Genomic DNA, 20948 nt, shown 5'->3' with positions numbered 1-20948 from the left:
TGATGATGACCACGCGACCGAATCTGGGTACGCTGCCGACGACGATCCGCCCGATGTTTTTCAAAGAAGAACCATGCCCACGCTATTGATCCGCAACGTTCGCCCGATGGGCGCTTCCCCCGTCGACCTGCTGGTGCGCGACGGCCGCATCGCAGGCATCGGCGCGGCACTCACCGCCCCCACCGACGCAACCGTGGAAGAGGGCGGCAGCGCCTTGCTGCTCCCCGGCCTCGTCGAAGGCCACACCCATCTCGACAAGACGATGTGGGGCATGGACTGGTATCGCAACGAGGTCGGCGCCAACCTCATCGACAAGATCGAGAACGAGCGCGCCTTTCGCCATGCGAGCGGGCACGATGCCGCCGCGCAGTCGCTCGTGCTCGCCAAGGCCTTTCTCGCCCTCGGCACCACGCGGCTTCGCACGCATGTCGATGTCGATACCCAGGCGGGTCTGCGGCATCTCGAAGGCACGCTGCGCACGCGCGAGGCGCTGCGCGAGTTGCAGCAGATCCAGGTCGTCGCGTTCCCGCAATCGGGCCTGCTGCGTCGCCCCGGCACCGCCGAACTGCTCGACCAATCGCTCGCGCTCGGCGCCGACGTGCTCGGCGGCCTCGACCCCTCTGCCATCGATGGCGATCCGGTGAAGTCGCTCGACGTGCTCTTCGGCATCGCAGACAAACACCAGCGGCCCATCGACATCCACCTGCACGAGCCGGGCGCCATGGGCGCGTTCTCGCTCGACCTCATCCTGCAGCGCACCGAGGCGCTGGGCATGCAGGGCAAGGTCGCTGTGAGCCACGGCTTCTGCCTCGGCGACGTGGCCGAACGCGAGCGCGAGACGCTGCTCGCGCGCATGGCGAAGCTGGGCGTGGTGCTCGTCACCAGTGCGCCGCCGTCCCGCAGCGTGCCGCCGCTCATGGCCTGCCGGCAGGCGGGCGTGACCGTGGTCGGCGGCAACGACGGCATTCGCGACGCGTGGACGCCCTACGGCAACCCCGACATGCTCGAGCGCGCGATGCTCATCGGCCTGCGCTACAACCTGCGCCGCGACGACGAGGTCGAAGTGGCGCTCGACACCGTCACCCATTCGGGCGCGCGCGGCTGCGGCTTCGAGGCCTACGGCCTCGTGCCGGGCAACCGCGCGGATCTGGTGCTGGTCGATGCGCAGACCGTGGCGCATGCGGTGGTGTCGCGTCCGGTGCGAAAGCTGGTGGTGGCGGGTGGGCGCATCGTGGCGCGCAATGGCGCGCTGGAGGCCGGGATAGCATCGTTGTAGGGGCTCGCGAAGGCGCGTGTCTCGGTCATCCAAAAATTGGAGGGAGTTCTCTTGAAGCCAAGTCTTTTCGGCGCGTTTCTGCTCGGCGTCTGCATGGCCGCATCGGCGCAGACCCCATGGCCCAGCTACATCGGCGACCTGCCGCGCGCCGTCTCCGAAAGCTCCGTGGCCGCCGAGCTGCCGCCGCAAGTGGCTGCGTTGAAGGAAGACACCACCGCGCCAGCCGAGGTCGCGCAATGGAGCGGCATCTGGCGCGGATGGGCGTGCCGCACGGCGGGCTGCGACATCAAGCTCTCCATCCGCGATCTCACCGCCACCGGCGCGACCGTGACCTACGTGGGCGCAAGCCCGCTGCAGACCGTGGTCGACGAAGCGCCCGGCCGCTTCGAGAACGACGAACTCCAGGTCATGCTCAAGACCGGCGCCAAGCTGGTGCTGCGTCTGCGCAAGGACGGCGACATGGAGCTCGGCATCTGGCGGCCCGAAACCCAACTGCTGTCCATGGGCGTGCTGTCGCGCCGCCCGCCCGCGTACGTGCGGCGCGTCGAATGGCTGGACACGCCGTTCACGGAGAACGGCAAGCCCGTGAAGCTCGAGATGGTCATCCACCGCCCCGAAGGCGATGGGCCTTTTCCCACGCTTGTCATGAACCATGGCTCGACAGGCATGGGCAATCGCCCGGAATGGTTCAAGCTGACCTGGGCCAGCCCCGAGGTGAGTGCGTTCTTCGTCGCGCGCGGCTGGCAGGTCATCTATCCGCAGCGCCGGGGGCGGGGCCGTTCGGATGGCCTGTACGACGAGGGTTTCGAGGCGGACCGCTCGCGCTATTCATGCAAGGCCGCGTTGTCGCTGCCCGGCGCCGAGCACGCGCTGGCGGACCTCCAGGTGGCCATGGCACACATCCGACAGCGCAGCGACGTGGACGCCAAGCGCATCGTGATCGGTGGCGTGTCGCGCGGCGGCATTCTCGCAACCACCTATGCGGGCCTTCATCCGCAAGAGGTGGTGGGCGCGATCAACTTCGTCGGCGGCTGGATCGGTGCGGGCTGCCCCGATGCGGCCAAGATAAACGGTGAACTGTTCAAGCGCGCAGCGGCCTTTCCGCAGCCGACGCTCTGGCTGTACGGCGAAGACGATCCGTACTACCCCATCGCGCACAGCAAGGCCAACTTCAAGGTATTCCAGTCGGCGGGTGGAAAAGGCACCTTCGACGTTCTCCTGCCACCCAAGGGGATGGACGGCCACGGCACCTACACTGTTCAACGCCTGTGGGGCACGGCTGTGGATTCGTACCTGGGCGCGCTCCGTTGATCGGCCGCATTGTGGGGCCCGGCCCCCAGTGCATGCGCGGCGCTCGCTGACACGCCGCTACTGACAGCGGTGCAACCATCGACTCCGATTCAACATTTGGAGGACACCCGATGAACAAGACCCTGATTGCACTCGCCACCTCGCTCACCCTGCTTGCGGCCGGCACGGCCAACGCGCAGATCGGCAAGGCTGCCTCCGAGGCGACCGATGCCGCGCAGCACAAGATCGACGAGAAGCAGGCCGACAGCAAGGCCAAGAAGAGCGGCCCTGTCGGCAAGGCAGTGAACAACGTCAAGTCGGGCTATCACAAGAACCGCGCGAAGAGCTCGGCCGACAAGGCCAAGCAATCGCTGAAGAACGCGGGCTGAAAAAAGCCGCGCGCTATTCCTGTTCCTGCGCAAGACGCAGCAGCGCAAGCCCGGCCGGAACGAACGACCTCACGGGCCCCTTCTTGCCCGTCAGGTGCCCGTTCATGTAGGCCCCGTCGAAAAGCAATCCCAGCTGGTCCGCCAGCTCCGCGGGCTTGCGAATGCCCGCCTGCTTTGCCAGTGCGGCGAGCCGGCGGTGCAATTCGAGCTTGTGCCGCGTGGTGATGGCACGCGCAGGGTGCGCCGCATCTGGAAACTCCGTGGCCACGTTGAGAAACGGGCAGCCGCGGTAGGTCGGCTTGAGGATGTGATTGGCGATCCAGCGGATGTGCGCCTCCAGCTCGGCCAGCGCGTCGCCTTTTGCCTTCTCGGCCACCGTTTCCCAATCGCGCCAGTATTCGGCGTCTTCCTGCTCGAGAAACGCCACGACCAGATCGTCCTTGGTCGCGAAGTGCCGGTAAAGGCTGGTCTTCGCGACGCCTGACCGCTCGACCACCAGGTCGACGCCGACGGCCCTCACGCCCTCCCGATAGAACAGCGATGCCGCCGTCTCGAGAATGCGCGCCCGTGCGACGGAGGTGCCGCGTTCGGCGCCGGCTGCTTCGGTGGTGGCGGTGGCCATGCGTTTGTTCATTTCGCCAGTCTACCTTGACACGCTACAGATCTGTACTCTAAGCTCGATCCAGAGGAGTACAGATCTGTAGCGTTTTGCCGCGGATGGCTCCCACTGGAGGGAATCCGCAATGCAATCCAATCGATCGGTGGTCGTCTATGGCGCGTATGGCCACACCGGGCGCTTCGTCGTTTCCGAACTGCGCCGCCGCGGCTGGACGCCGGTTCTTTCCGGGCGCGATGCCGGCAAGCTCGACACGCTCGCGACCGATCACTCCGGCCTCGCAGTGCGCCCCGCATCGATCGACGAACCCGCTTCGCTCGACCGCGCACTCAAGGGCGCAGCGGCAGTCATCAACTGCGCGGGCCCCTTCGCCAGCACGGCCGGACCGGTGATCGAAGCAGCGTTGCGCGCACGCATTCCGTACCTCGACGTTGCCGCCGAAGTCGAGGCCAACATCGACACCTTCGCGCTGTACGCCGACCGCGCACGCGAGGCCGGCGTCGTCGTCGTGCACGCGATGGCGTTCTACGGCGGGCTGGGCGACCTGCTCGCGACCGCGGCCATGGGCGACTGGACATCGGCCGACGACATTTCCATTGCGTATGGCCTCGACAGCTGGCATCCGACGGCCGGCACGCTCGTCGCCGGCCAGGTCTCCCGGCAGCGCCGCGATGGCCGCCGCGTCGTCTTCGCAAACGGAAAGATCGCGTACACGACGAACACCGCGCCGGTCGTCGAATGGGAATTCCCCGCGCCCGTGGGCAGGCAGCAGGCCGTCTCCGAATTCACCATGGCCGACACCGTGACCATCTCGCGCCACATCCAGGTGCCCGAGATCCGTTCGTACATGACGCTCGCCGCCGTCAAGGACCTGACCGATCCGGGCCACAAGGCGCCGACCGCCAGCGACGCGAGCGGCCGGTCGTCGCAGACCTTCATGGTCGAGGTGATCGCGCGCCGCGGCGGCGAAGAGCGCAGGGCCATCGCGAGCGGGCGGGACATCTATGCGTTCACCGCGCCGCTGGTGGTCGAGGCGTTGGCCCGCGTTGTCGGCGGGAAGGTCCACACACCCGGTGTGCTGACTGCCGGCGAGGCCTTCGATGCGCGCGACTTCCTCGCGTCGCTCGGCCCCGAGCTCCTGTCTTTTCAAGTCCGGTAGAGGCGATCACTACACTGGCTCCCCGATGAGCCATCGCCTCACCTCCTACTTCTGGAACAGCACCGCGCTGCGCAGCCGCAGCGTGAGCGACATCGTGCTGTCGGGCACGGTCGATGTGCCGCAGCCGCCCGCGCGGCTCATGGCCGATTGGGAACGCGACATCGCCGAAACCCTCTTCCTCGAGCCCGGCGACGTCGAGCCCTTGCCGCTGGCACGCGCGCGCATGCGCTGGCCCGACCACAAGCGCTGCGTGCAGGCGATGAGCGAGTGGACGCAGGCGCTCGGCCTGAAGGGTGTGCTGGCGTCGAGCGACATCGCACTCATGGCCTGCCGCGGCGCGCGCTACCACCACGACGGCGAACAGTACGGCAGCGCCGCTTTCTGCAATCTCTTCGTGAGCGAGGACAAGGGGCTCGACGTGCACTTTCCCGGCACCGGCCATCGCATTCCGCTGGCCAGGGGCACCGTGCTGATGTTCGACACCGCCCAACCGCATGCGGTGATCCGCCGCGGCGCCAGCGGGTTCGATGCAGAAGACTTTGCAGCGGGGCGCGATTGCAGCCAGCTGTTTCTCACGTGGGAGCTTCCCATCGACAACGCCGATGTGGCGCGCGCGTTGCGCATCGCGTTCGACATCGACCCCTCGACCGCATCGCAATTGAATGACGAGCAGGTCTGGCTCGACGGCGCGCGGGCCAGTGTGTGCCCCGAGTCCGGCCGCTGGCGCGCGGCCGGCTGAGCGAAGAAGCAGAAACCTCAGCCTTGGTCTTGGCCTTGTGTGGCGCGCAGCAACTCCGCTTTCTGCGCCAGTGCCACCGCCTCGACGATCTGCTCGACGGAGAGCGACCCCGTCAACTCGACCTCGCCTGCAAGAACGCTGTCCAGCGCATCTTTTCCCGCGCTGCTGGTGAGCCATGCGAACACCGAAGTGATCGTTCCGCCGCCGAACTTGGCCTGCAGCGCCTTCGATGCCGCACGGCTCACCTCCGCAAACGCCGCATGGTCCGCCGCGGAGGAAGCCGCGCGCACGACGACGCAAAAGGCCTCCAGCTTCTCGGCTTCGGTGCGCAGGCGCCGGGCCTTGCCCGCGCTCTGTGCGGCGCGCGCCTGAGGCACGTGAGGCGCGGGGGTGGACGCATCGGCCGGCTGTTCCGTCGGTGAAGGAGGAGGGGTGCGAGGTTCGGTCGGCATGGATGCATTCATTTTCAAGGAGCCCCCGATTGTCCCCGCATGGCAGCTTGCTCGCCGTCTGGCGGTCGGGTCCGATTCACGACGATGTTGTTACTCCCCGCGGCGCGCCCGCGTGCATAGAGTTGTCTCGCGGCGCGATTGCAGTGCGCCACGAGGAGCACGCAATGACACGCACGACACACACCACGAGCAACGACGAACACGAGCACGAGCACGACAGCGACCTGATGCAGACCGCGCTTGTCGAATGCGCCCTCGGCATCCATCGCAACATTGCCGCATGCCACGCGCACATCGCATGCGGCGGTGGTGTTCATGCACTCACCGCCGCCCTGATGCTTCCTTGCTACCGGGCCGAGTTCCGCAAGCTCGTGCAATCGCTCTCATCCGCGCAAGAAAGGGAACTAAGGACTGCGCTTGAAGCACTGCATGAATCCGCATGCGATGCATGAGAGGGCACCGATATCTTGCGCGGCGTTCGGAATTACGCCGATGGATTGAACGGGATTCCACGCGTAGACGATGCACGGGCCGCAAGCAGAGACTCCGCTTCCCCAACCCGGGGAATTCAATGATTTGAAAGGAGCTGGTCATGGCAGAGCCTGGAAAAAAATTCACCATCCTCTCGTTCGTCGGAGGCGGCATACGCGGACTCATGTCGGTCACGATCCTGCAGAAACTGCAGGAGAAATTTCCCGGCATCGTGGATGAGACCGATCTGATCGCAGGGTGCTCGACAGGGTCGATCATCACGAGCGAACTTCTTGCCGGAAAGACTGCCAAGGAACTCGCCGAATTCTTCAAGACCGGCGAGATCAAGTTCTACGACAAGATGAACACCGACCCGAACACGCCCGCGTACGACATCGACGAAGTGTTCGGCTCTCAGATCGCGCTGCATCCGGGCACGAAAGTCTCCGACCTCGAACGCAAGGTGCTTTTCGTGACCTTCAATGTCGGCGGCCTTGCCACCTCGGCCGACGGCGTCGTGACGCCCACGCCCTGGACGCCGATCATGTACACGAACATGGCGCCGGGCATGGGCGACGTGCTCATCGCCAAGGCCGCCACTTCCAGCGGCGCGATGCCGGGGCAGTTGGGCTCCTACGAAGGCAATGTCGACGGTGCTTTCCTGAACCACGATCCGACGGTGGCGGCCATCGCGCTGGCCGTGCAGGCAGGGCACAAGCTGGAGGACATCACGGCCATCACCATCGGCACCGGCCTCATGTACGACTGGATTGCGAGCGACACCCACAAGTGGGGCGCCAACCAGTGGATGACGGGCGACGGCAACCCGTTCAACAACACGCCGCCGTTCCTCATGAACCAGTCCACGCCCGGGCCCATCCTGGACATGTGCCTGAACGGAACCTCCTGCAACCTCATGCCGACGCTGGCCGGATTCCTGCTGGGTGATCGCTACGTCAACCTCAACCCGTCGCTGCCCTTCTTCATTCCGGAGAACACGACGTACCCCGAGGCCATCCAGCTGCTGCAGGACAAGGGCTGGGCCGCGGACACCTCCAAGGCGGAGGCATTGATCAAGGCCTACTGGAGGACCAGCATCGTCGTCGACGACCCCATCCTGGGTGACGCCCCGCGCAGCGCCGCGCGCGCCTGAGCGCTGTTTCGCCGCATTCCACGAACGTACGCATTCCTCTCAAGGAGCAACGATGTCGACCCTTCAAAAAGATGTTTCGCCGGCGACGCCGACCATGGGCCCGCTGGACCTCGGCCCCTACGCCATCCGGCACCTGGCCGGAAGCCACTATGTGCTCGATGTGTTCCAGAACAACACCGCCTCGGGCACCAAGGTCATTGGCTATCCGCGCAATACGCCGAACACCAGCAACCAGCAATGGATGTTCGTTGCCGCCGGCCCGGAGAACCCGGGGTGGTGGTACCTGCAGACGAAGATGAGCACCGACTTCGTCGTCACGCTCGAGCCGTACACGCCGATCGAGCCGAACCTGCCGCTCGAGCCCAGGCCCCTGTTCATGGCGCCGAAGGACCCGAAGCAGACCGAGTACCAACTCTGGTGCCTCCAGTCCACCGAGAAACTCGGCTACTGGTACATCCAGAGCAAGACCCACTCGAGCAATTCGCAGACGCCCATGGTCATCCAGCTCTCCGGCGACCAGTCCGCGGCGCCAGCGATGGCCGGCCCGATCAGCTTCATCGAGTTCGAGAAACAGGCATGGGGGTTCGTGCCGCTCCTGCCGCTGGGTTGACACGCGAGGGCGGAAAGGGGAGGGGCCGGAGTTCACGCGCGAAGAAAAAAAGCAAGGCTCAGGGCGCGCGCGTGAACACCATCCGGTCCGCCAGCACTTCGCTCCCACCCGGCGGCGTGAAGTAGATCTCGAACACATGCCGGTTCTCGCTCTCGATGCGAATCACCGTGCGCATCGGGATGTTCTTGCCCACGTTCGCTTCGCCCGTGATCCCGAGGTCGGTGAACTGGCCCTTCATGTCGATAGGCTGGCCGCTCACGTTCGGCCCGCTGCCATTGCGCGCCTGATAAGCCATGAGCGTCGGCGTGAAGTTGTCCGCCGTCACCCACTCGTAGCGCTGATCCATGTTGTTGTAGCCGAGAAAGCCCGCGCGAAAGTACGGCTGGCCGTTGAAGCTTCCTTGCGTCACGTCGTGCAGGAAGCGCCCGTCGCCGATCCACTCGCGCTTGGTCGTCATGCCCTCGCCGCGCGCGGGCTTGTCGGGCGTGCCGATGGCGACGAAGAGGCTCTTCTCGACCTTCCATGTGCCGGCGAGCGGCTGCAATGCGCGCTGCCCTGCGCCGGGTTGCGCGCGCTGCACCATCGGCGGCAGTGATTGCGGCGGCGGGTCGGCTGCCATCGCACAAAGCGATGCAGTGCCCGCGAGCAATGCGACGAGGAAACCGGAGGCGATGCGGGTGCGCATGGGGTGTGTTCCTTCAGAGCGGCCGCGATCCTCGCACACCGCGCCGTGCTTGTCCGCTACGCTTGCGCGCCCGGTTTCACGAATGGAGACAACCCGCCATGACGAAAAGCACACTTCTGTTTTCTCTCTGCGCGCTCTGCCTCGGTGCGAGCGCGGTGGCGGCACCCGCCACCTACGAAATGGACCCCGAGCACACCTACCCGAGCTTCGAGGCCGACCACATGGGCATCTCGGTGTGGCGCGGCCGGTTCAACAAGACCAGCGGCAAGGTCCTGCTCGACAAGGCCGCGGGCACCGGCACGGTGGAGGTGAGCATCGACACCGCCAGCATCGACTTCGGCCATGCCAAGGTCGCCGAATACGTCGCCGGCCCCGAGCAGCTCGATGCGGCCAGGTACCCCACCATCACCTACAAGGGCAAGCTCGGCGGCTTCAGGAACGGCGCGCCCACCACGGTGACCGGCGAGCTCACGATGCATGGCGTGACCAAGCCCGTTTCGCTCAAGATCAATTCGTTCAAGTGCATTCCGCACCCCATGTTCAAGCGCGACTACTGCGGCGCCGATGTGTCGGGCAGCTTCAAGCGCGACGCCTTTGGGCTCGACTACCAGCCGCAGTGGGGCTTCAAGCCCGACGTCACGTTGCGCATCCAGGTCGAGGCGCTCAAGGCCGAGTGAGTTGCTGGCACCCGACCTTCTATTCGAGAACAGCCACGCCCGGCGACCGACCGCCGCACGAAGCGAAGCCCAGCCACGTATGCGGGTTGCCCTCCCAGCACCAGCCCAGTTTCGGCTGCTTGCCGCTGAGCCAGAGCGCCGGCACACGCTTGTCGTCGCCGCGCGAGCCCAGCATCATGAAGCAGCGGTTGGGCTGCAGGAACTCGGGGTACTGCGTCAGCAATGCTGTGCCTTCTTCGAGCGTGAGCGGCGTCCTGCCATCGGCCGCGATCCGTACCTCGGCCTCCTTCGGCACCGCGTTGAGCGAGCCGTTGCCCCGGTCGACATCGAGCAGCAGATAGGCGTGCCCTGACGGCAAGGCCAGCGACGGGAGCGGCCTGAAGAAATCGGGCGTGCGAGGAAACAGCCGCTCGATCGCCGCATGGCCGTTGCGAACAACGAGCGGCAAGGTCTTGTCCACCGGTGCGGCCGCGCAGTGCACGACCAGCAGGCAACCGACGGTTCCCTGTTCCACATCCAATGCCGGGGCCTCTGCGGGAACATGGGGGCGCAACGCATCGAGGCGCTCGCGGAATTCACCGGGTGTGCAGCCGAGCATCGCCGGATACCCGAGTGCCACCAAACGCTCGACCTGGTCTTCGAAGGCTTTCAACGCGTCTCCTCTTGTTTTGAAGGGGCGCCATTCTGTGGCATCGAAGACCGGCATCCGCGGCAAGGCCGTGCGCCGCGGACGGTTTCTCTCGCTGACCCGCCGCAACAAGCCTGCGGCAGGCACGCAGCCGCCGCGCCGGCCCGCAAGAGACCAGCCAGCCGCCGAGGTTCCACCCCGCACCCGACGCACTTAAACTGCGCCCATGAAAAGCACTGGGGACGCTCCACGCATCCTGCAGCCCGTCGTGGAGCTGCGGGGCGAGGGCGCGACGTTTGCCTATTCCGTGAGGGCGCCGCGCTCGAAGGGCGTGATACCCCCGAGTTCCTACAAGGATGGCGGTTTCCCCACCCTCGCAGACTGCTTGAGTGACGTGGCCAGGGCGCTCGGCGGGGACTTCAAGCGTATCTATGTGCGCCTGGACGGCCACTGTGTCGGCGAGCGCGACATCGTCGAGTTGCGCGCAGCGCCCGAGCAGGTCGCGGCCGAACTGAAGTCCGAGTGCGATGCACTGAACGCCCTGCTCATCAAGCCTGCCGCCATCTCCGCGCACAAGAAGACCGGCCCGGTAGCGGCCGAGTAGGCACCACTTACGCCGCGGCGGCGTTGTCTTCTTTCGGCTGGCGCATGTCGCCTCTGTCGATCGTGTTACGCCGACAGTGTGGTCCAGTAGCTTTGCGCAACCCTATTGAGCTCGCCGCCTGCAATGGGGGTACCGTTGCCTTCGAACACTTCATAGGACGCATAACTCAACTTGATCTGTCCTCGCTCCTTGCGGTGCGGCTTCAAGACGATGTCGTCGCCTTCGCACCCGACGCCCATGAGCATGAATTTTTCGATGGCTCCTCTCGCCTCACGCGAGTCGTTCGCGTCGGCCGCGCTGCGATGAATGGCTGCTCCATCTTTCAGTCGCACCAGCACCTTTTCCGGCGCATCAGGAACCTTGGCCTTGAAGAACGAGGTATCGAACAGGAGTTCGAGCGAGCCGTCCGACTGCTTCTGGATGCTGCACAGCCACGAGCGATGCAGCAGGTTCCAGATCGACACACGTTCGATATCCTGTTGACGTTGGCGCTTCTTCGATTCGTTCTGCTCGCCGAGCGAAAACACGGCCTGCGCGGAGGCTCGCGGTTTGTCGTCTTTCCCCGGGAACCAGGCATATTTCATGTCTTGAATCAAAGGCCAGACCGCCTCCGGATCGAGATCGAAATCGGGCAGGTGAATGGCCAGTATCGACTCGTCCCGAATGGAGCCTAGTTCGTGCATCGAGGCGATTCGCGGCGGCAGCGACGCTGATGCCTTGCCCCAATCAGCGGTCCATGTGCCGCTGGAATCGCTGATCAGATAGACGTGAGGCCAACCGGGTAGTTTCAGGCGCGGCAATTCGCAGTCGAAGAATTCAGTCAGATGCAATCTGCAAGCCGAGAAATCACACTCTTCGGCACGACCTTCGCCCTTCTCGCGCCGTGAACCGAAGTCACAGCCGATGTAGTGGCCGCGGAAATTGCAGCGCAGAAAGATGGTGTCCCACATCTGCTTGTGCTTCAGAGGCGTCTTCGGCCGAATGTCGCATCCGTCGAACGTCGCTACGAAGTTCAGCGACTGACGTGTCGTCTTGACGATGCGCAACTCGCAGTTGCGCAGCACGGTCTTGTGAAAGGAATCGACAAAAGATCCCATCCCAATCGTCAGGATCTTGCCTTCGAGCACTTCCTCTCGAATGTCGTATCCAGGACCAGGTAGCAAGACTTCCCGCGATCCCTCCTTCGAGGTGCTGTCGGGGCGTACTGCGCGCTTCTTTTTTGCTGCGGGCTCCACCACCAGGCCAGACAAGATGCCCAGCAATTTGACAACAAGGTCGTTCTGTTTTTGCGCCCCACGAACGTCGGGCCACAGGCTCTGATCAAAGAGGTCGCCGACCACAGGCACCGCATGCGGCCTGCCGTTCCACCACGAATGGAGGTTGATCAATTGGGCAGGTGCATTCAGTTGGCGCAGCAGTTCGCCGGATTCATCGGGTCCCTTGGCATGAGGGCCGGCAAGCTCTTGCCAAATCCAGGGGCGGCCAGACTTCCATGCCCTTGTGACTGACGCCTCCCCACAGACGAAATTGATGTCGCACCCCTTCAGCAAATCGTCGAAATCATCCTGTGATAACGAATCGAGGGACCGCTCGCTTATTCGCGGCCCTGGCTCGATACCGAGCGCCCAAGAGCGCCAATCGACGGGATCGCATCTTGGGCGCAGGATGACCGAGGGCACGGTGTCGCGCTCCAGGATGGCATAGAGCTCCTTGAGCGCCTGCGCATTGGTGGATGCGCACATGCTGATCACGCGCTCTCCGGGCTCAAGGGGCCTGCCCAGGCTGCCTTCTACGAACCAAGCTCTCCATTTCGCGACGTCAAAAACGCCTTGCTCGGAATCGGTGCCCCACAACACGCCGCCTTCTGAAAGGCCCGCGTTGAGGATGTGCACCTGCGTTTCCGGCAGGCTGCTCAAGCCTGATCGAACACCGGACTTCTTTTTCGAATAGGTACGAGTGGCGGCCGAGAACGAATTCAAGGCCACACACACAGGCCGTGTCGGGAAGCGGAGTATTTCTTCCACTACCAATCCAGGCAGCCCGCACTCGAATGTCTCGATGATCACGTCGGGAGGGCGCCGCTTGAGGAGCCACTTGCCTTCCGTGGGCCAAGGTCTCACCTGGATCTTGCTGCGTGGGTCCAAGGAGCCGCGCGCGGCGTTGGTGCCGTCGTACCACTGCCTGGAATTTTCCGAATACATGGGAAAGTTTCCGACCTCGCGCCAGCCTATTTCGCGCCTCGCGTGTTCATCGTCGATCCACAGACGCACGGTGTGTTCGCGTTGTGCCAGGTCGCGCCCCAGTCGCCAGCACAGCGCCCAGCGGTCCCGGTTGCCATCGACGGAACAGAAAATGTCGAAGATCATGTGTGTGCCCCTCCCGCTCGTCCAGTACGCACCAGCGCGTCGGGGCGAATCCTGCCACACGTGGGCGCGATGGCATCAGGCTGTTGGGAGCCCTTGTCCTGCCAGCAACCAGGCCCCGCCAGCTGTGTTCAGGCCGCAACGGCGTCGTCTTCTTCCGACCGGCGCACGTCGGCCTCCGCATGGAACACCGGCAGCACGAACTGCGCAATCTCTTCCATCGTCTCCGCAACCGGCCGCCGGTTGCGCCGCAGATGCAGCCCCACATGCTGCACACCCGCCGCATGCAGCGCGGCCAGTTCGGCGATGAGCGCATGGCGCCCCATGCGCCCGCCGAAGCGATGGCGCTCCAGCGGCGCATCGGCATCGTCCGCCAGGTCGAGGTGGATGAAGCTCACATACGGCTTGTGTTCGCCCGCCACCGAGCGCCACTGCGCCGAACGCCGCGCATGGTCTTCCGGCGTGCCGGGGTAGGCGAGGCAACCGTCCATGTGCGTGCCGATCCAGTCCGGCGTTTGCTGCGCGAGGCCCGCCACCAGCAGCGGCAGCGGGTTCTGTTGCGGACGCGGCAACAGCGCGATGCCTTCGGGCAACGCCGCCGCGCCCCAGTCGCGCACCATCGCCACCTGCTCCCGAAAACGCTCGCCGCGCAAGGCGTAGTCGCGATTGAAGATCGGGTACTCCACCGGCCGGTCGCCGCTCGCCACGCCCAGCATCAGCCGGCCGTTGCTCAAGTAGTCGACCGTGGCGGCCGACTTCAGCGTGAGCACCGGTTCCCGCAGCGGCAGCACCACGGCGGCGGTGCCGAGCAAGATGCGCTCGGTCACGCCAGCCAGGTAGCCGAGGTAGCTGAACACCTCGAACACCTGCGCGGCATCGCCGAAGGCCGGGTCGTACAGCGGCACATCGCGCGCCCACAGGGCACGGAAGCCCAGCTTGTCGGCCAGCTTCGCGAGGCGCGCGTGCTGTGCGATGTCGGGCACGCCGAAGGGCCTGCCGGCGGCGCGGCGGGCGGTGTCGCCCGCGGGTGACCAGTCGTTGTCAAGCGGCAGCTCGAGCCCGATGCTCGGGCCGCTGCCGTGGGTGGCGACCAGATGTTCAAGTGCTTGCATGGCGCGGTCCGTCGATCGATCAGTCCCACGCCGGCGACAGGCCGGCCGGGTCGGTGAGCCGCTCGTTGCGGTCGAGCGCTGCGATCTGCGCCATCTCGGCGTCCGTCAGCTTCAGTTGCTGCGCCTTCAGGTTGCCTTCGAGGTTCGCGCGCTTCGTGGACGACGGAATCACCGCGTAGCCCAATTGCATCGCCCAGGCCAGCGTGACCTGCGCGGTGGTGGCGTTGTGCGCCTTGGCAATCGCCTCGATCACCGGGTCGGCAATCACCTTGCCGTAGGCCAGCGTCATGTACGAGGTGATGTGGATGCCCTGGCTCTTGGCGAATTCGGCCACCTTGCGGTTCTGCAGGTACGGGTGCAGCTCGACCTGGTTGGTGGCGATGTTCTCCGCGCCCACGGCCGCAATCGCTTCCTTCATCAGCGCGATGTTGAAGTTCGACACGCCGATGCGCTTGGTGAGCCCCAGCGCCTTGGCCTCGGCCAGCGCGCCCATGAACTCGGCGACGGAAACTGTGTTGCCGGGCGAGGGCCAGTGGATCAGCGTCAGGTCGACGTAGTCGGTGCGCAGCTTGGCGAGGCTGTCTTTCAGGCTCGGCACCAGCTTGGCCTTGGCGTAGTTGTCGGTCCAGATCTTGGTGGTGATGAAGAGGTCGTTGCGCGCCACGCCGCTTTCGGCAATCGCCTGGCCCACTTCGGCTTCGTTGCCGTAGATCTGCGCGGTGTCGATGACGCGGTAGCCCACGTCCAGGCCGTTCTTCACCGAGTCGATGACCACCTGGCCCTGCAGGCGGAAGGTGCCCAGGCCGAAGGCGGGGATGGTGTTTGCGTTGTTCGTTGTCATGGTCGAGTTGTCCTTGTGCGTTGAAAAAGAAGAAGAGAGAGAAATCAGATCAATCAGTGACCGACCGGCACCGGCCCCGAGGCGCGAACCGGAATCCCGGCGCGGCGGTCCAGCGTGCCGCTCCACTGCGTGAGGGCCAGCGACACCAGCACCACCAGCGCGCCGATCCAGGGCGTGTGCATGAGGCCCAGGTGCGTCACGATCAGGCCGCCGGCCCAGGCTGCGAGGGCAATGCCCAGGTTGAAGGCCGCGATGTTCAGGCCCGAGGCCACATCGACTGCCTGCGGCGTGAAGCGCTCGGCCTGCTTGACCACATACACCTGCAGCCCCGGCACGTTGCCGAACGCCACCGCGCCCCACATCAGCACCGCCACCAGCGCGAGCCACTTGTGCGGCGCCGCGAAGTTGAAGACCAGCAGCACGGCAGCCAGCAGCGCAAAGATGATCTTGAGCGCCGGAATCGGCCCCATGCGGTCGGCCAGCTTGCCGCCCCAGATGTTGCCCACCGCCACCGACACGCCGTACACCAGCATCACCCAGCCCACCGCGCCGGCGCTGAAGCCCGACACGTCGGTGAGGATCGGCGCGAGAAACGTGAACGGAATGAACGAGCCGCCGTAGCCAATCGCCGTCTTGGCATACACCAGCAACAGGCGCGGCTCGGCCAGCACCTTGGCCTGCTGCGCGAGTGAGGCCGGCGCCGTGTGGCGGATGTTGTTGGGAATGAAGATCCAGCTGCCGACGAAGGCGATCACGCCCAGCGCGGACACGGCCAGGAAGGTCTCGCGCCAGCCGAAGTGCTGCCCGATGAACGTGCCCAGCGGCACGCCCGTGACCAGCGCCACCGTGAGCCCGGTGAACATGATCGCGATGGCGCTCGCCGCCTTTTCCTTGGGCACGAGGCCCGTGGCGATGGTCGAGCCGATCGAGAAGAACACCCCGTGCGCCAGCCCCGTGAGGATGCGCGCGGCCACCAGCGATTCATAGCTCGGCGCCTGCCACGCCAGCAGATTGCCGACCGTGAACAGCGCCATGAGCCCGAGCAGCAGCGCCTTGCGCGGCAGCTTGCCCGTGAGGGCGGTGAGCACCGGCGCGCCGATGGCGACGCCCAATGCGTAGAGGCTGACGAGAAGGCCCGCCGAGGGCAGGCCGATGCCCAGGTCGGCAGCGACCGTGGGGATGAGGCCAACGATGACGAACTCGGTCGTCCCGATGGCGAAGGCGCTGAGGGTCAGCGCGAGTAGGGCGATTGGCATGAGGCACTCCTGAATGGGTTAGGAGGAGTGTCTTGTGGATACCTTTGCGGATAAATGGGGTTGTGGGCAGAAGATAGTTGCGATGAGAGCAAGAGTAAGACAAAGCACAGAACTGATGAAGGAGTCACATTGGGGCGCACTCGCACGGAGAGCCCTGACGGAAGATGACCGATATAGCCCCTCGTTTTTGCCACTGTTCTCAGCTACAGCGCGTGATACAAACCGAAACGGAGTAGGACCAAGCCCACAAGGGGGCAACGCAACCTTGGGCCTGAACCAGAAAGAGACCTAATGGCCTTAAAAGCAACTGTTGCCGTGTCACAGCTTGACCTAGACACAGCCAATCCGCGAACCAACTCTGAGGAAAATCAGACAGCCGCAATGCGAAGCTTGATCGCGGTCGAGAAAGAGGGCGAAAAAATCTACGCGTTAGCTTTAGATATCTGCCAAAAGGGTGAGCTTGATCCTGGGGATCGCCTCTATGTGATCCGCTCAGAAACGGAGGAGGGGCGGTACATCGTTGTTGACGGAAACCGTCGTCTTACGAGCCTACGTTTACTTTCGCAGCCAGCCCTTGTGGATAGAGACGACATTGGTCTCAGCGGATCGCTGAAACAGCGCATCAAAAGGCTTCAGAAAGATTTCAAAGATCATTGGCCCGCAGAGGTCGATGTCGCGATTTTCGATGACAGGATTTCCGCGACACATTTCATTCGCTTGCGCCACACAGGTGAGAACGCAGGCGCTGGTCGAAGTGCATGGTCCGCGCTGCAGGTCGCGCGATTTGATCGGACTGGCAGTTGGCAGTGCCTTGAGCAACTTCGCGATGACAACGCGTTGAACCTCGACGTTGCAAACCAGCTAGCTAGCAGTCAATTCGCGATCACCAACTTTGAGCGTGTTGCGAGCACAAAGGACTACCAGGATCGTTTCGGGTTCGTGCTTGGAAAGAGCTCGTTCTCACTCTTGGACAACAAACAGCGGGCTTACGCTGCCCTATCAAAGCTAGCGTCAGATGTCGTAAGTGGTCGAGTGCACTCACGCGACGAGTTTGCAGAAGCGAAGAATATGAAGGCCTATTTCGCCGAAGTAGAGGAGGCAATCAGACCTCCCCCCGCTCCTTCGGCAACTCCTCCTGCACCTTCGACTGCTCCAAATCAATCGCAAGGTGGTGGGGCTGACGCGACGACAAGTGCTGACTCTACAAAGCAGACTGGAGATGGTTCACAGGGGGCGGAAGAGGGCGCGGCTTCGAAAGTCGCGAAGCCGCCAGCCGCCGCCGCTCCTGCAGGAGCACCCGCCGCAGCAACATCCGGTGTGCGAAAGAAGCGAGATTCAAAGTACCTCATTGATAAAAAAGATCTTCTAACAGTCACGAATCTCAAATGCCGAGAAATCGTTAATGAGCTGAAAGGTCAGGTACCTGTGGCCGACGCGCCCTACGCATGTGCATTGCTCCTTAGATCTTTGCAGGAAATGACTGCGGAGATATATTTGGATTCGATTGGCGCCAAAAAAACGACCAATAAATCAACAAATATTGAGCAAGCGGCAAACCATCTTTTGGGAAATTCCCATGCCACGGACCCAGCAAATCGACAAGAGTTGGCAAAATCTTTTAAAGCATCAAGTAGTACTTACGATCAATTGTGCGAAGCAGCACATAGTGCGTTAAGCGTAATCAGTCCGGACCACATTCGGGCATCATGGAATAATTTGGGCGGCGGAATGGATCTTTTGTGGAAAAGAATTTACGCAAACGCTCAAGCTGTGGAAAAAAATAAAGCTCATGGCTAACGCAACTCCGCTTCGATACCCCGGGGGTAAAGCTCGGTTAAGACCGTACGTTGAAAAGCTAATTCAAACCAATCAGCTTTATGACGCGCACTATGTGGAGCCATTTTGCGGCGGGGCAGCTGTCGCCATAGAGCTTCTTCTCAGTTACGTGGTCAGTGCTATTCATATCAATGACTTCGACCCGGCTGTATACTCATTTTGGCACAGTGCGGTCTATCGTACGGACGAGCTTTGTGAGCGAATTGAAACCACGCCGTGTAATATGGATACATGGCACGCGCAAAAATTTATTTATAAAACCCGTGAAAAATCGGACTCATTAGACCTAGGTTTTGCGACCTTCTTTTTGAATCGTACCAACCGATCTGGGATACTTGAAGCGGGAGTGATTGGTGGTAAAAATCAAGCTGGACTGTGGAAGCTGAACGCCAGATACAATCAAATAGATTTGATTGCAAGGATTAGGGCGATTGGCAAATTGCGATCTAGGATTAAGATTTACAACCTCGATGCGATGGAGTTTTTGGCCAACAATCAGCAGAGTTTTCCTGAGAAAACGTTGGTCTATCTAGATCCTCCGTATGTTGAAAAAGGCCCCGGCCTTTACCTCAATCATTACAACGCTGAAGATCATCGAAATTTAGCATTGTGGGTCCGAAGTAATCTAAAAAGGCCATGGATGGTTTCCTACGATGATCACTCACTTGTGCGTGAGTGTTATGGAGGAGGCGATGAGGTGCAGATGGACTTTCCGTATAGCGCACACGGAAATGCAAAGCGCGGGATCGAACTGGTTTATTTTTCAGAAGGACTCGTTCCCCCGGATATGACGGCCGGCACGTCCAGGTATCGTAAGCCGTGGCAAAAATTCTCCTCACACACCGCTGACGTCGGTGTCGCCGTCAGTTAGCAAGGTGCGAAAGCAAAAATGGCTGTAAAGCACATTCCCGGAATAGATCGCCCCAGCTGGCTGAATAAAAAATGGCTGGTAGAGGCGGTCGGGAGTATTCCTCCTCTTATAGTTGCAGGGATTGCGGCATATCGTTTTTGGCTTCAGCCCGAAACGATTTTGCTGGGATATTTATCTGCAGGGGCGGTTTTATGGCTGTTGATAGCGTCAGCTGTAAAAATCGCGCATGCACGAGAGCAGGATCGAGAGGCTTCTGCAAAGCGCGATCATGATGGCCTTAAGGCCGCATTGTGGGTCCTGCAAGCAAGCGCTGGTAACGCGTGTGGTCTTGATCCACAAGATAAGAGCAGCGCATTACGCGTTACGTTTCACCGCGTTGTTCCTCCTTTGGACGATGCGCAGCTCATAGAGCAAATCGTGCCCTATGTCGGTGGCGCAGGCGGCGGAGAGGGGCGAAAATTCTCTATTCGTTCTGGCATAACTGGGCTCTGCATTCGAACCAAACAACCTCATACGATGCATAGGCAAGACGAAAATCTAGCGAGCTATCGTCGCGCTTTGGAGGCGGAATGGAGCTACACGCCAGCAGACGCGGCCAAACTTTCGACGGACTGCATGTCATCCATGGCGATCCCTGTATTGGATGGTAGTGGACATCACGCGTTGGGAGTGATCTACTTGGACGCGAAAGCTCAGGGCTTGTTTACTGACGAAGCAGTGCAGTCTGCAATTCTCGAATCATGCGCCGGTGTCACTCGATATGTAAGTGAAAGGTACGGAAAATGAATACCGTTATTGGTCGCCGAGTTAAAGTTATTGCACATTCCCACGTTGAATCAAAAAAAGGTGCTGTAGTGCATGTGGAGCGATTAGAACTCTCTCGGGCGGGCACTGCATTACTTACCTCAACCAGCGAAAGTATTATCGACAGTCAGCCAATCAAAGACAAAGTTGTTGCGGTATCTTCGTCAAATATTTTGGAAAAATCGCGCAGCAATAATTTGCTTTGAATCTGCGAGATAAGTCATTTCTGCTTTTGCGTTGAAGTATTTGACAGCGCATGCGCGCTTCTTTGTCTCATGAAATTTATCCGCGACGCTTATGGTCAAAGCTACTGTGTTCTATAGCTTTCGCGGCTGCCTTATTCGATTGATGGCGTCCTAGTAGATATACTGGCTTGTCGCGCAAAAAAAGCGCGATCGGGTTTGGAAGCCCGACAAAACCCCTGCGACGAAAGCCGCAGGACCCGCACATGGTCTGCGGCTTTTTCGTTCGCGCTGCTTTTTTAGGCGGCTCGGACGGGAGGGCGCGAGCCCTGCCGGTTTCCTTCAGGGGTTTTCCGGTCTTCCAACCTGTTCGAGCCGCCGCCACCGTTTGGAAGCGGGTGCGGCGGTTGTGGCAAATCAAAAATCCCTGGGAGGCCGCACATGGCTGAATCCGCATCCACACCCGCGCAATCACGCGCTGATCCCACATCCCCCACCCTCGACACCCTCGCAATCCAAACCTGCGACGACGCCGAAAACCTCAACGAAGTGCTGCGCGCCTACACCGCGTTCGAAAAGCTCATCGAAACCGGCGCCCCGAACGACAGCGAGGCGCTCGCCCCCACCCGCAGCGAACTGAGCGCCTTGCTCGGCCTGCTCAACGAAGCGCTCGTGGCGCGCATCGACGCCGTCAACGCAGCCGCTGGCGACATGCGCCGGGCGCTGATGGCGCTGCAAGTCAGCGGCAGCAGCAGCCTGCCCTCGGCGACGTAGCGGCGGCCGGGCACCGGCGAGGCGCCAACGCGTTCTCGCAGCCCGGCCACTCGCATCAAACAAACGTATGCGACCGGCGAAGTCGTCTTGACCAGCCGCTCCGATTGCTATCCTACGTTTCTTGTGGTGCAACAAGGTGTCGAACATGCTTGAAGGTGAA

General features: G+C 62.4%; 23 protein-coding genes. 15 read left to right on the top strand and 8 right to left on the bottom strand.

The window, feature by feature from the left end:
- Window positions 1-73 precede the first annotated feature (73 nt).
- The 3 genes from J2W23_RS25940 to J2W23_RS25930 all read left to right on the top strand — a co-directional run bounded on the left by J2W23_RS25940 (window position 74) and on the right by J2W23_RS25930 (window position 2955).
- Complete coding sequence (locus tag J2W23_RS25940; protein ID WP_307650790.1) at window positions 74-1276, top strand: amidohydrolase family protein; 1203 nt, start codon at window positions 74-76, stop codon at window positions 1274-1276.
- Window positions 1277-1327: 51 nt separating this feature from the next.
- The gene (locus tag J2W23_RS25935) at window positions 1328-2587 is read left to right on the top strand and encodes an alpha/beta hydrolase family protein (RefSeq protein ID WP_307650789.1); all 1260 of its coding nucleotides are present in this window, start codon (window positions 1328-1330) and stop codon (window positions 2585-2587) included.
- A 110-nt stretch (window positions 2588-2697) separates the two neighbouring features.
- The gene (locus J2W23_RS25930; protein ID WP_176660118.1) at window positions 2698-2955 is read left to right on the top strand and encodes a hypothetical protein; all 258 of its coding nucleotides are present in this window, start codon (window positions 2698-2700) and stop codon (window positions 2953-2955) included.
- A gap of 13 nt (window positions 2956-2968) precedes the next feature.
- Here the strand turns inward: J2W23_RS25930 and J2W23_RS25925 are convergent, their stop codons facing one another.
- Window positions 2969-3577 carry a TetR/AcrR family transcriptional regulator gene (locus tag J2W23_RS25925; RefSeq protein ID WP_307650788.1) on the bottom strand — a complete coding sequence of 203 codons (609 nt, stop codon included), beginning with the start codon at window positions 3575-3577 and terminating at the stop codon, window positions 2969-2971.
- A 121-nt stretch (window positions 3578-3698) separates the two neighbouring features.
- Here J2W23_RS25925 and J2W23_RS25920 point away from each other — a divergent pair, with 121 nt between their 5' ends.
- Both J2W23_RS25920 and J2W23_RS25915 read left to right on the top strand, forming a co-directional pair.
- Window positions 3699-4730: a saccharopine dehydrogenase family protein gene (locus J2W23_RS25920; protein WP_307650787.1), complete on the top strand. Its 1032-nt coding sequence runs from the start codon at window positions 3699-3701 to the stop codon at window positions 4728-4730.
- 25 nt (window positions 4731-4755) lie between these two features.
- Window positions 4756-5469: a hypothetical protein gene (locus tag J2W23_RS25915; RefSeq protein WP_176660121.1), complete on the top strand. Its 714-nt coding sequence runs from the start codon at window positions 4756-4758 to the stop codon at window positions 5467-5469.
- A 17-nt stretch (window positions 5470-5486) separates the two neighbouring features.
- Here the strand turns inward: J2W23_RS25915 and J2W23_RS25910 are convergent, their stop codons facing one another.
- Window positions 5487-5921: a hypothetical protein gene (locus tag J2W23_RS25910; protein WP_307650786.1), complete on the bottom strand. Its 435-nt coding sequence runs from the start codon at window positions 5919-5921 to the stop codon at window positions 5487-5489.
- A gap of 164 nt (window positions 5922-6085) precedes the next feature.
- Between J2W23_RS25910 and J2W23_RS25905 the strand changes: the two genes are divergently transcribed.
- The 3 genes from J2W23_RS25905 (at window position 6086) to J2W23_RS25895 (ending at window position 8155) form a co-directional block, all read left to right on the top strand.
- A complete protein-coding gene (locus J2W23_RS25905) occupies window positions 6086-6373 on the top strand; it encodes a hypothetical protein (protein ID WP_307650785.1) in 288 nt (95 codons plus the stop codon).
- A gap of 140 nt (window positions 6374-6513) precedes the next feature.
- Window positions 6514-7545: a patatin-like phospholipase family protein gene (locus J2W23_RS25900; RefSeq protein WP_307650784.1), complete on the top strand. Its 1032-nt coding sequence runs from the start codon at window positions 6514-6516 to the stop codon at window positions 7543-7545.
- A gap of 52 nt (window positions 7546-7597) precedes the next feature.
- Window positions 7598-8155 carry an RICIN domain-containing protein gene (locus J2W23_RS25895; RefSeq protein WP_307650783.1) on the top strand — a complete coding sequence of 186 codons (558 nt, stop codon included), beginning with the start codon at window positions 7598-7600 and terminating at the stop codon, window positions 8153-8155.
- 58 nt (window positions 8156-8213) lie between these two features.
- On the opposite strand, the gene J2W23_RS25890 is transcribed toward J2W23_RS25895, so the two are convergent.
- Window positions 8214-8840: a DUF1579 family protein gene (locus J2W23_RS25890; RefSeq protein WP_307650782.1), complete on the bottom strand. Its 627-nt coding sequence runs from the start codon at window positions 8838-8840 to the stop codon at window positions 8214-8216.
- A 98-nt stretch (window positions 8841-8938) separates the two neighbouring features.
- Here J2W23_RS25890 and J2W23_RS25885 point away from each other — a divergent pair, with 98 nt between their 5' ends.
- Entirely contained in the window at window positions 8939-9517 is a 579-nt protein-coding gene (locus J2W23_RS25885) for a YceI family protein (protein ID WP_307650781.1), read from the top strand.
- 19 nt (window positions 9518-9536) lie between these two features.
- Here the strand turns inward: J2W23_RS25885 and J2W23_RS25880 are convergent, their stop codons facing one another.
- Window positions 9537-10169 (bottom strand): DUF5701 family protein, encoded by a 633-nt coding sequence (locus tag J2W23_RS25880; protein WP_307650780.1) that lies wholly within the window; start codon window positions 10167-10169, stop codon window positions 9537-9539.
- Between the two features lie 361 nt (window positions 10170-10530).
- Between J2W23_RS25880 and J2W23_RS25875 the strand changes: the two genes are divergently transcribed.
- On the top strand, window positions 10531-10749 hold the full coding sequence (locus tag J2W23_RS25875) for a hypothetical protein (RefSeq protein ID WP_307650779.1): 219 nt from the start codon (window positions 10531-10533) through the stop codon (window positions 10747-10749).
- A 65-nt stretch (window positions 10750-10814) separates the two neighbouring features.
- On the opposite strand, the gene earP is transcribed toward J2W23_RS25875, so the two are convergent.
- The 4 genes from earP to J2W23_RS25855 form a co-directional block, all read right to left on the bottom strand.
- On the bottom strand, window positions 10815-13115 hold the full coding sequence (gene earP / locus J2W23_RS25870) for an elongation factor P maturation arginine rhamnosyltransferase EarP (protein WP_307650778.1): 2301 nt from the start codon (window positions 13113-13115) through the stop codon (window positions 10815-10817).
- 128 nt (window positions 13116-13243) lie between these two features.
- Window positions 13244-14224, bottom strand: coding sequence for a TIGR03571 family LLM class oxidoreductase (locus J2W23_RS25865; protein ID WP_307650777.1), 981 nt, complete (start codon window positions 14222-14224; stop codon window positions 13244-13246).
- Between the two features lie 19 nt (window positions 14225-14243).
- Complete coding sequence (dkgB, locus tag J2W23_RS25860; protein ID WP_307650776.1) at window positions 14244-15065, bottom strand: 2,5-didehydrogluconate reductase DkgB; 822 nt, start codon at window positions 15063-15065, stop codon at window positions 14244-14246.
- Window positions 15066-15118: 53 nt separating this feature from the next.
- Window positions 15119-16321: an MFS transporter gene (locus J2W23_RS25855; protein ID WP_307650775.1), complete on the bottom strand. Its 1203-nt coding sequence runs from the start codon at window positions 16319-16321 to the stop codon at window positions 15119-15121.
- 291 nt (window positions 16322-16612) lie between these two features.
- Here J2W23_RS25855 and J2W23_RS25850 point away from each other — a divergent pair, with 291 nt between their 5' ends.
- The 5 genes from J2W23_RS25850 (at window position 16613) to J2W23_RS25830 (ending at window position 20788) form a co-directional block, all read left to right on the top strand.
- Window positions 16613-18118: a hypothetical protein gene (locus J2W23_RS25850; protein ID WP_307650774.1), complete on the top strand. Its 1506-nt coding sequence runs from the start codon at window positions 16613-16615 to the stop codon at window positions 18116-18118.
- Window positions 18111-19028, top strand: coding sequence for a DNA adenine methylase (locus J2W23_RS25845; protein ID WP_307650773.1), 918 nt, complete (start codon window positions 18111-18113; stop codon window positions 19026-19028). Before J2W23_RS25850 ends, J2W23_RS25845 begins: the two co-directional genes overlap by 8 nt.
- A gap of 18 nt (window positions 19029-19046) precedes the next feature.
- On the top strand, window positions 19047-19814 hold the full coding sequence (locus J2W23_RS25840) for a hypothetical protein (RefSeq protein WP_307650772.1): 768 nt from the start codon (window positions 19047-19049) through the stop codon (window positions 19812-19814).
- Window positions 19811-20038 (top strand): hypothetical protein, encoded by a 228-nt coding sequence (locus tag J2W23_RS25835; RefSeq protein WP_307650771.1) that lies wholly within the window; start codon window positions 19811-19813, stop codon window positions 20036-20038. The genes J2W23_RS25840 and J2W23_RS25835 overlap by 4 nt, the downstream gene beginning before the upstream one ends.
- Window positions 20039-20455: 417 nt before the next feature.
- Window positions 20456-20788: a hypothetical protein gene (locus tag J2W23_RS25830; RefSeq protein WP_307650770.1), complete on the top strand. Its 333-nt coding sequence runs from the start codon at window positions 20456-20458 to the stop codon at window positions 20786-20788.
- The last annotated feature ends 160 nt before the right edge of the window (window positions 20789-20948 follow it).

It is taken from the genome of Variovorax boronicumulans, from assembly GCF_030812215.1.
Lineage (GTDB): Bacteria > Pseudomonadota > Gammaproteobacteria > Burkholderiales > Burkholderiaceae_C > Variovorax > Variovorax boronicumulans_C.
The sequence above is the reverse complement of the archived record's forward strand: the minus strand, read 5'-3'. Positions and strand labels throughout refer to the sequence as shown.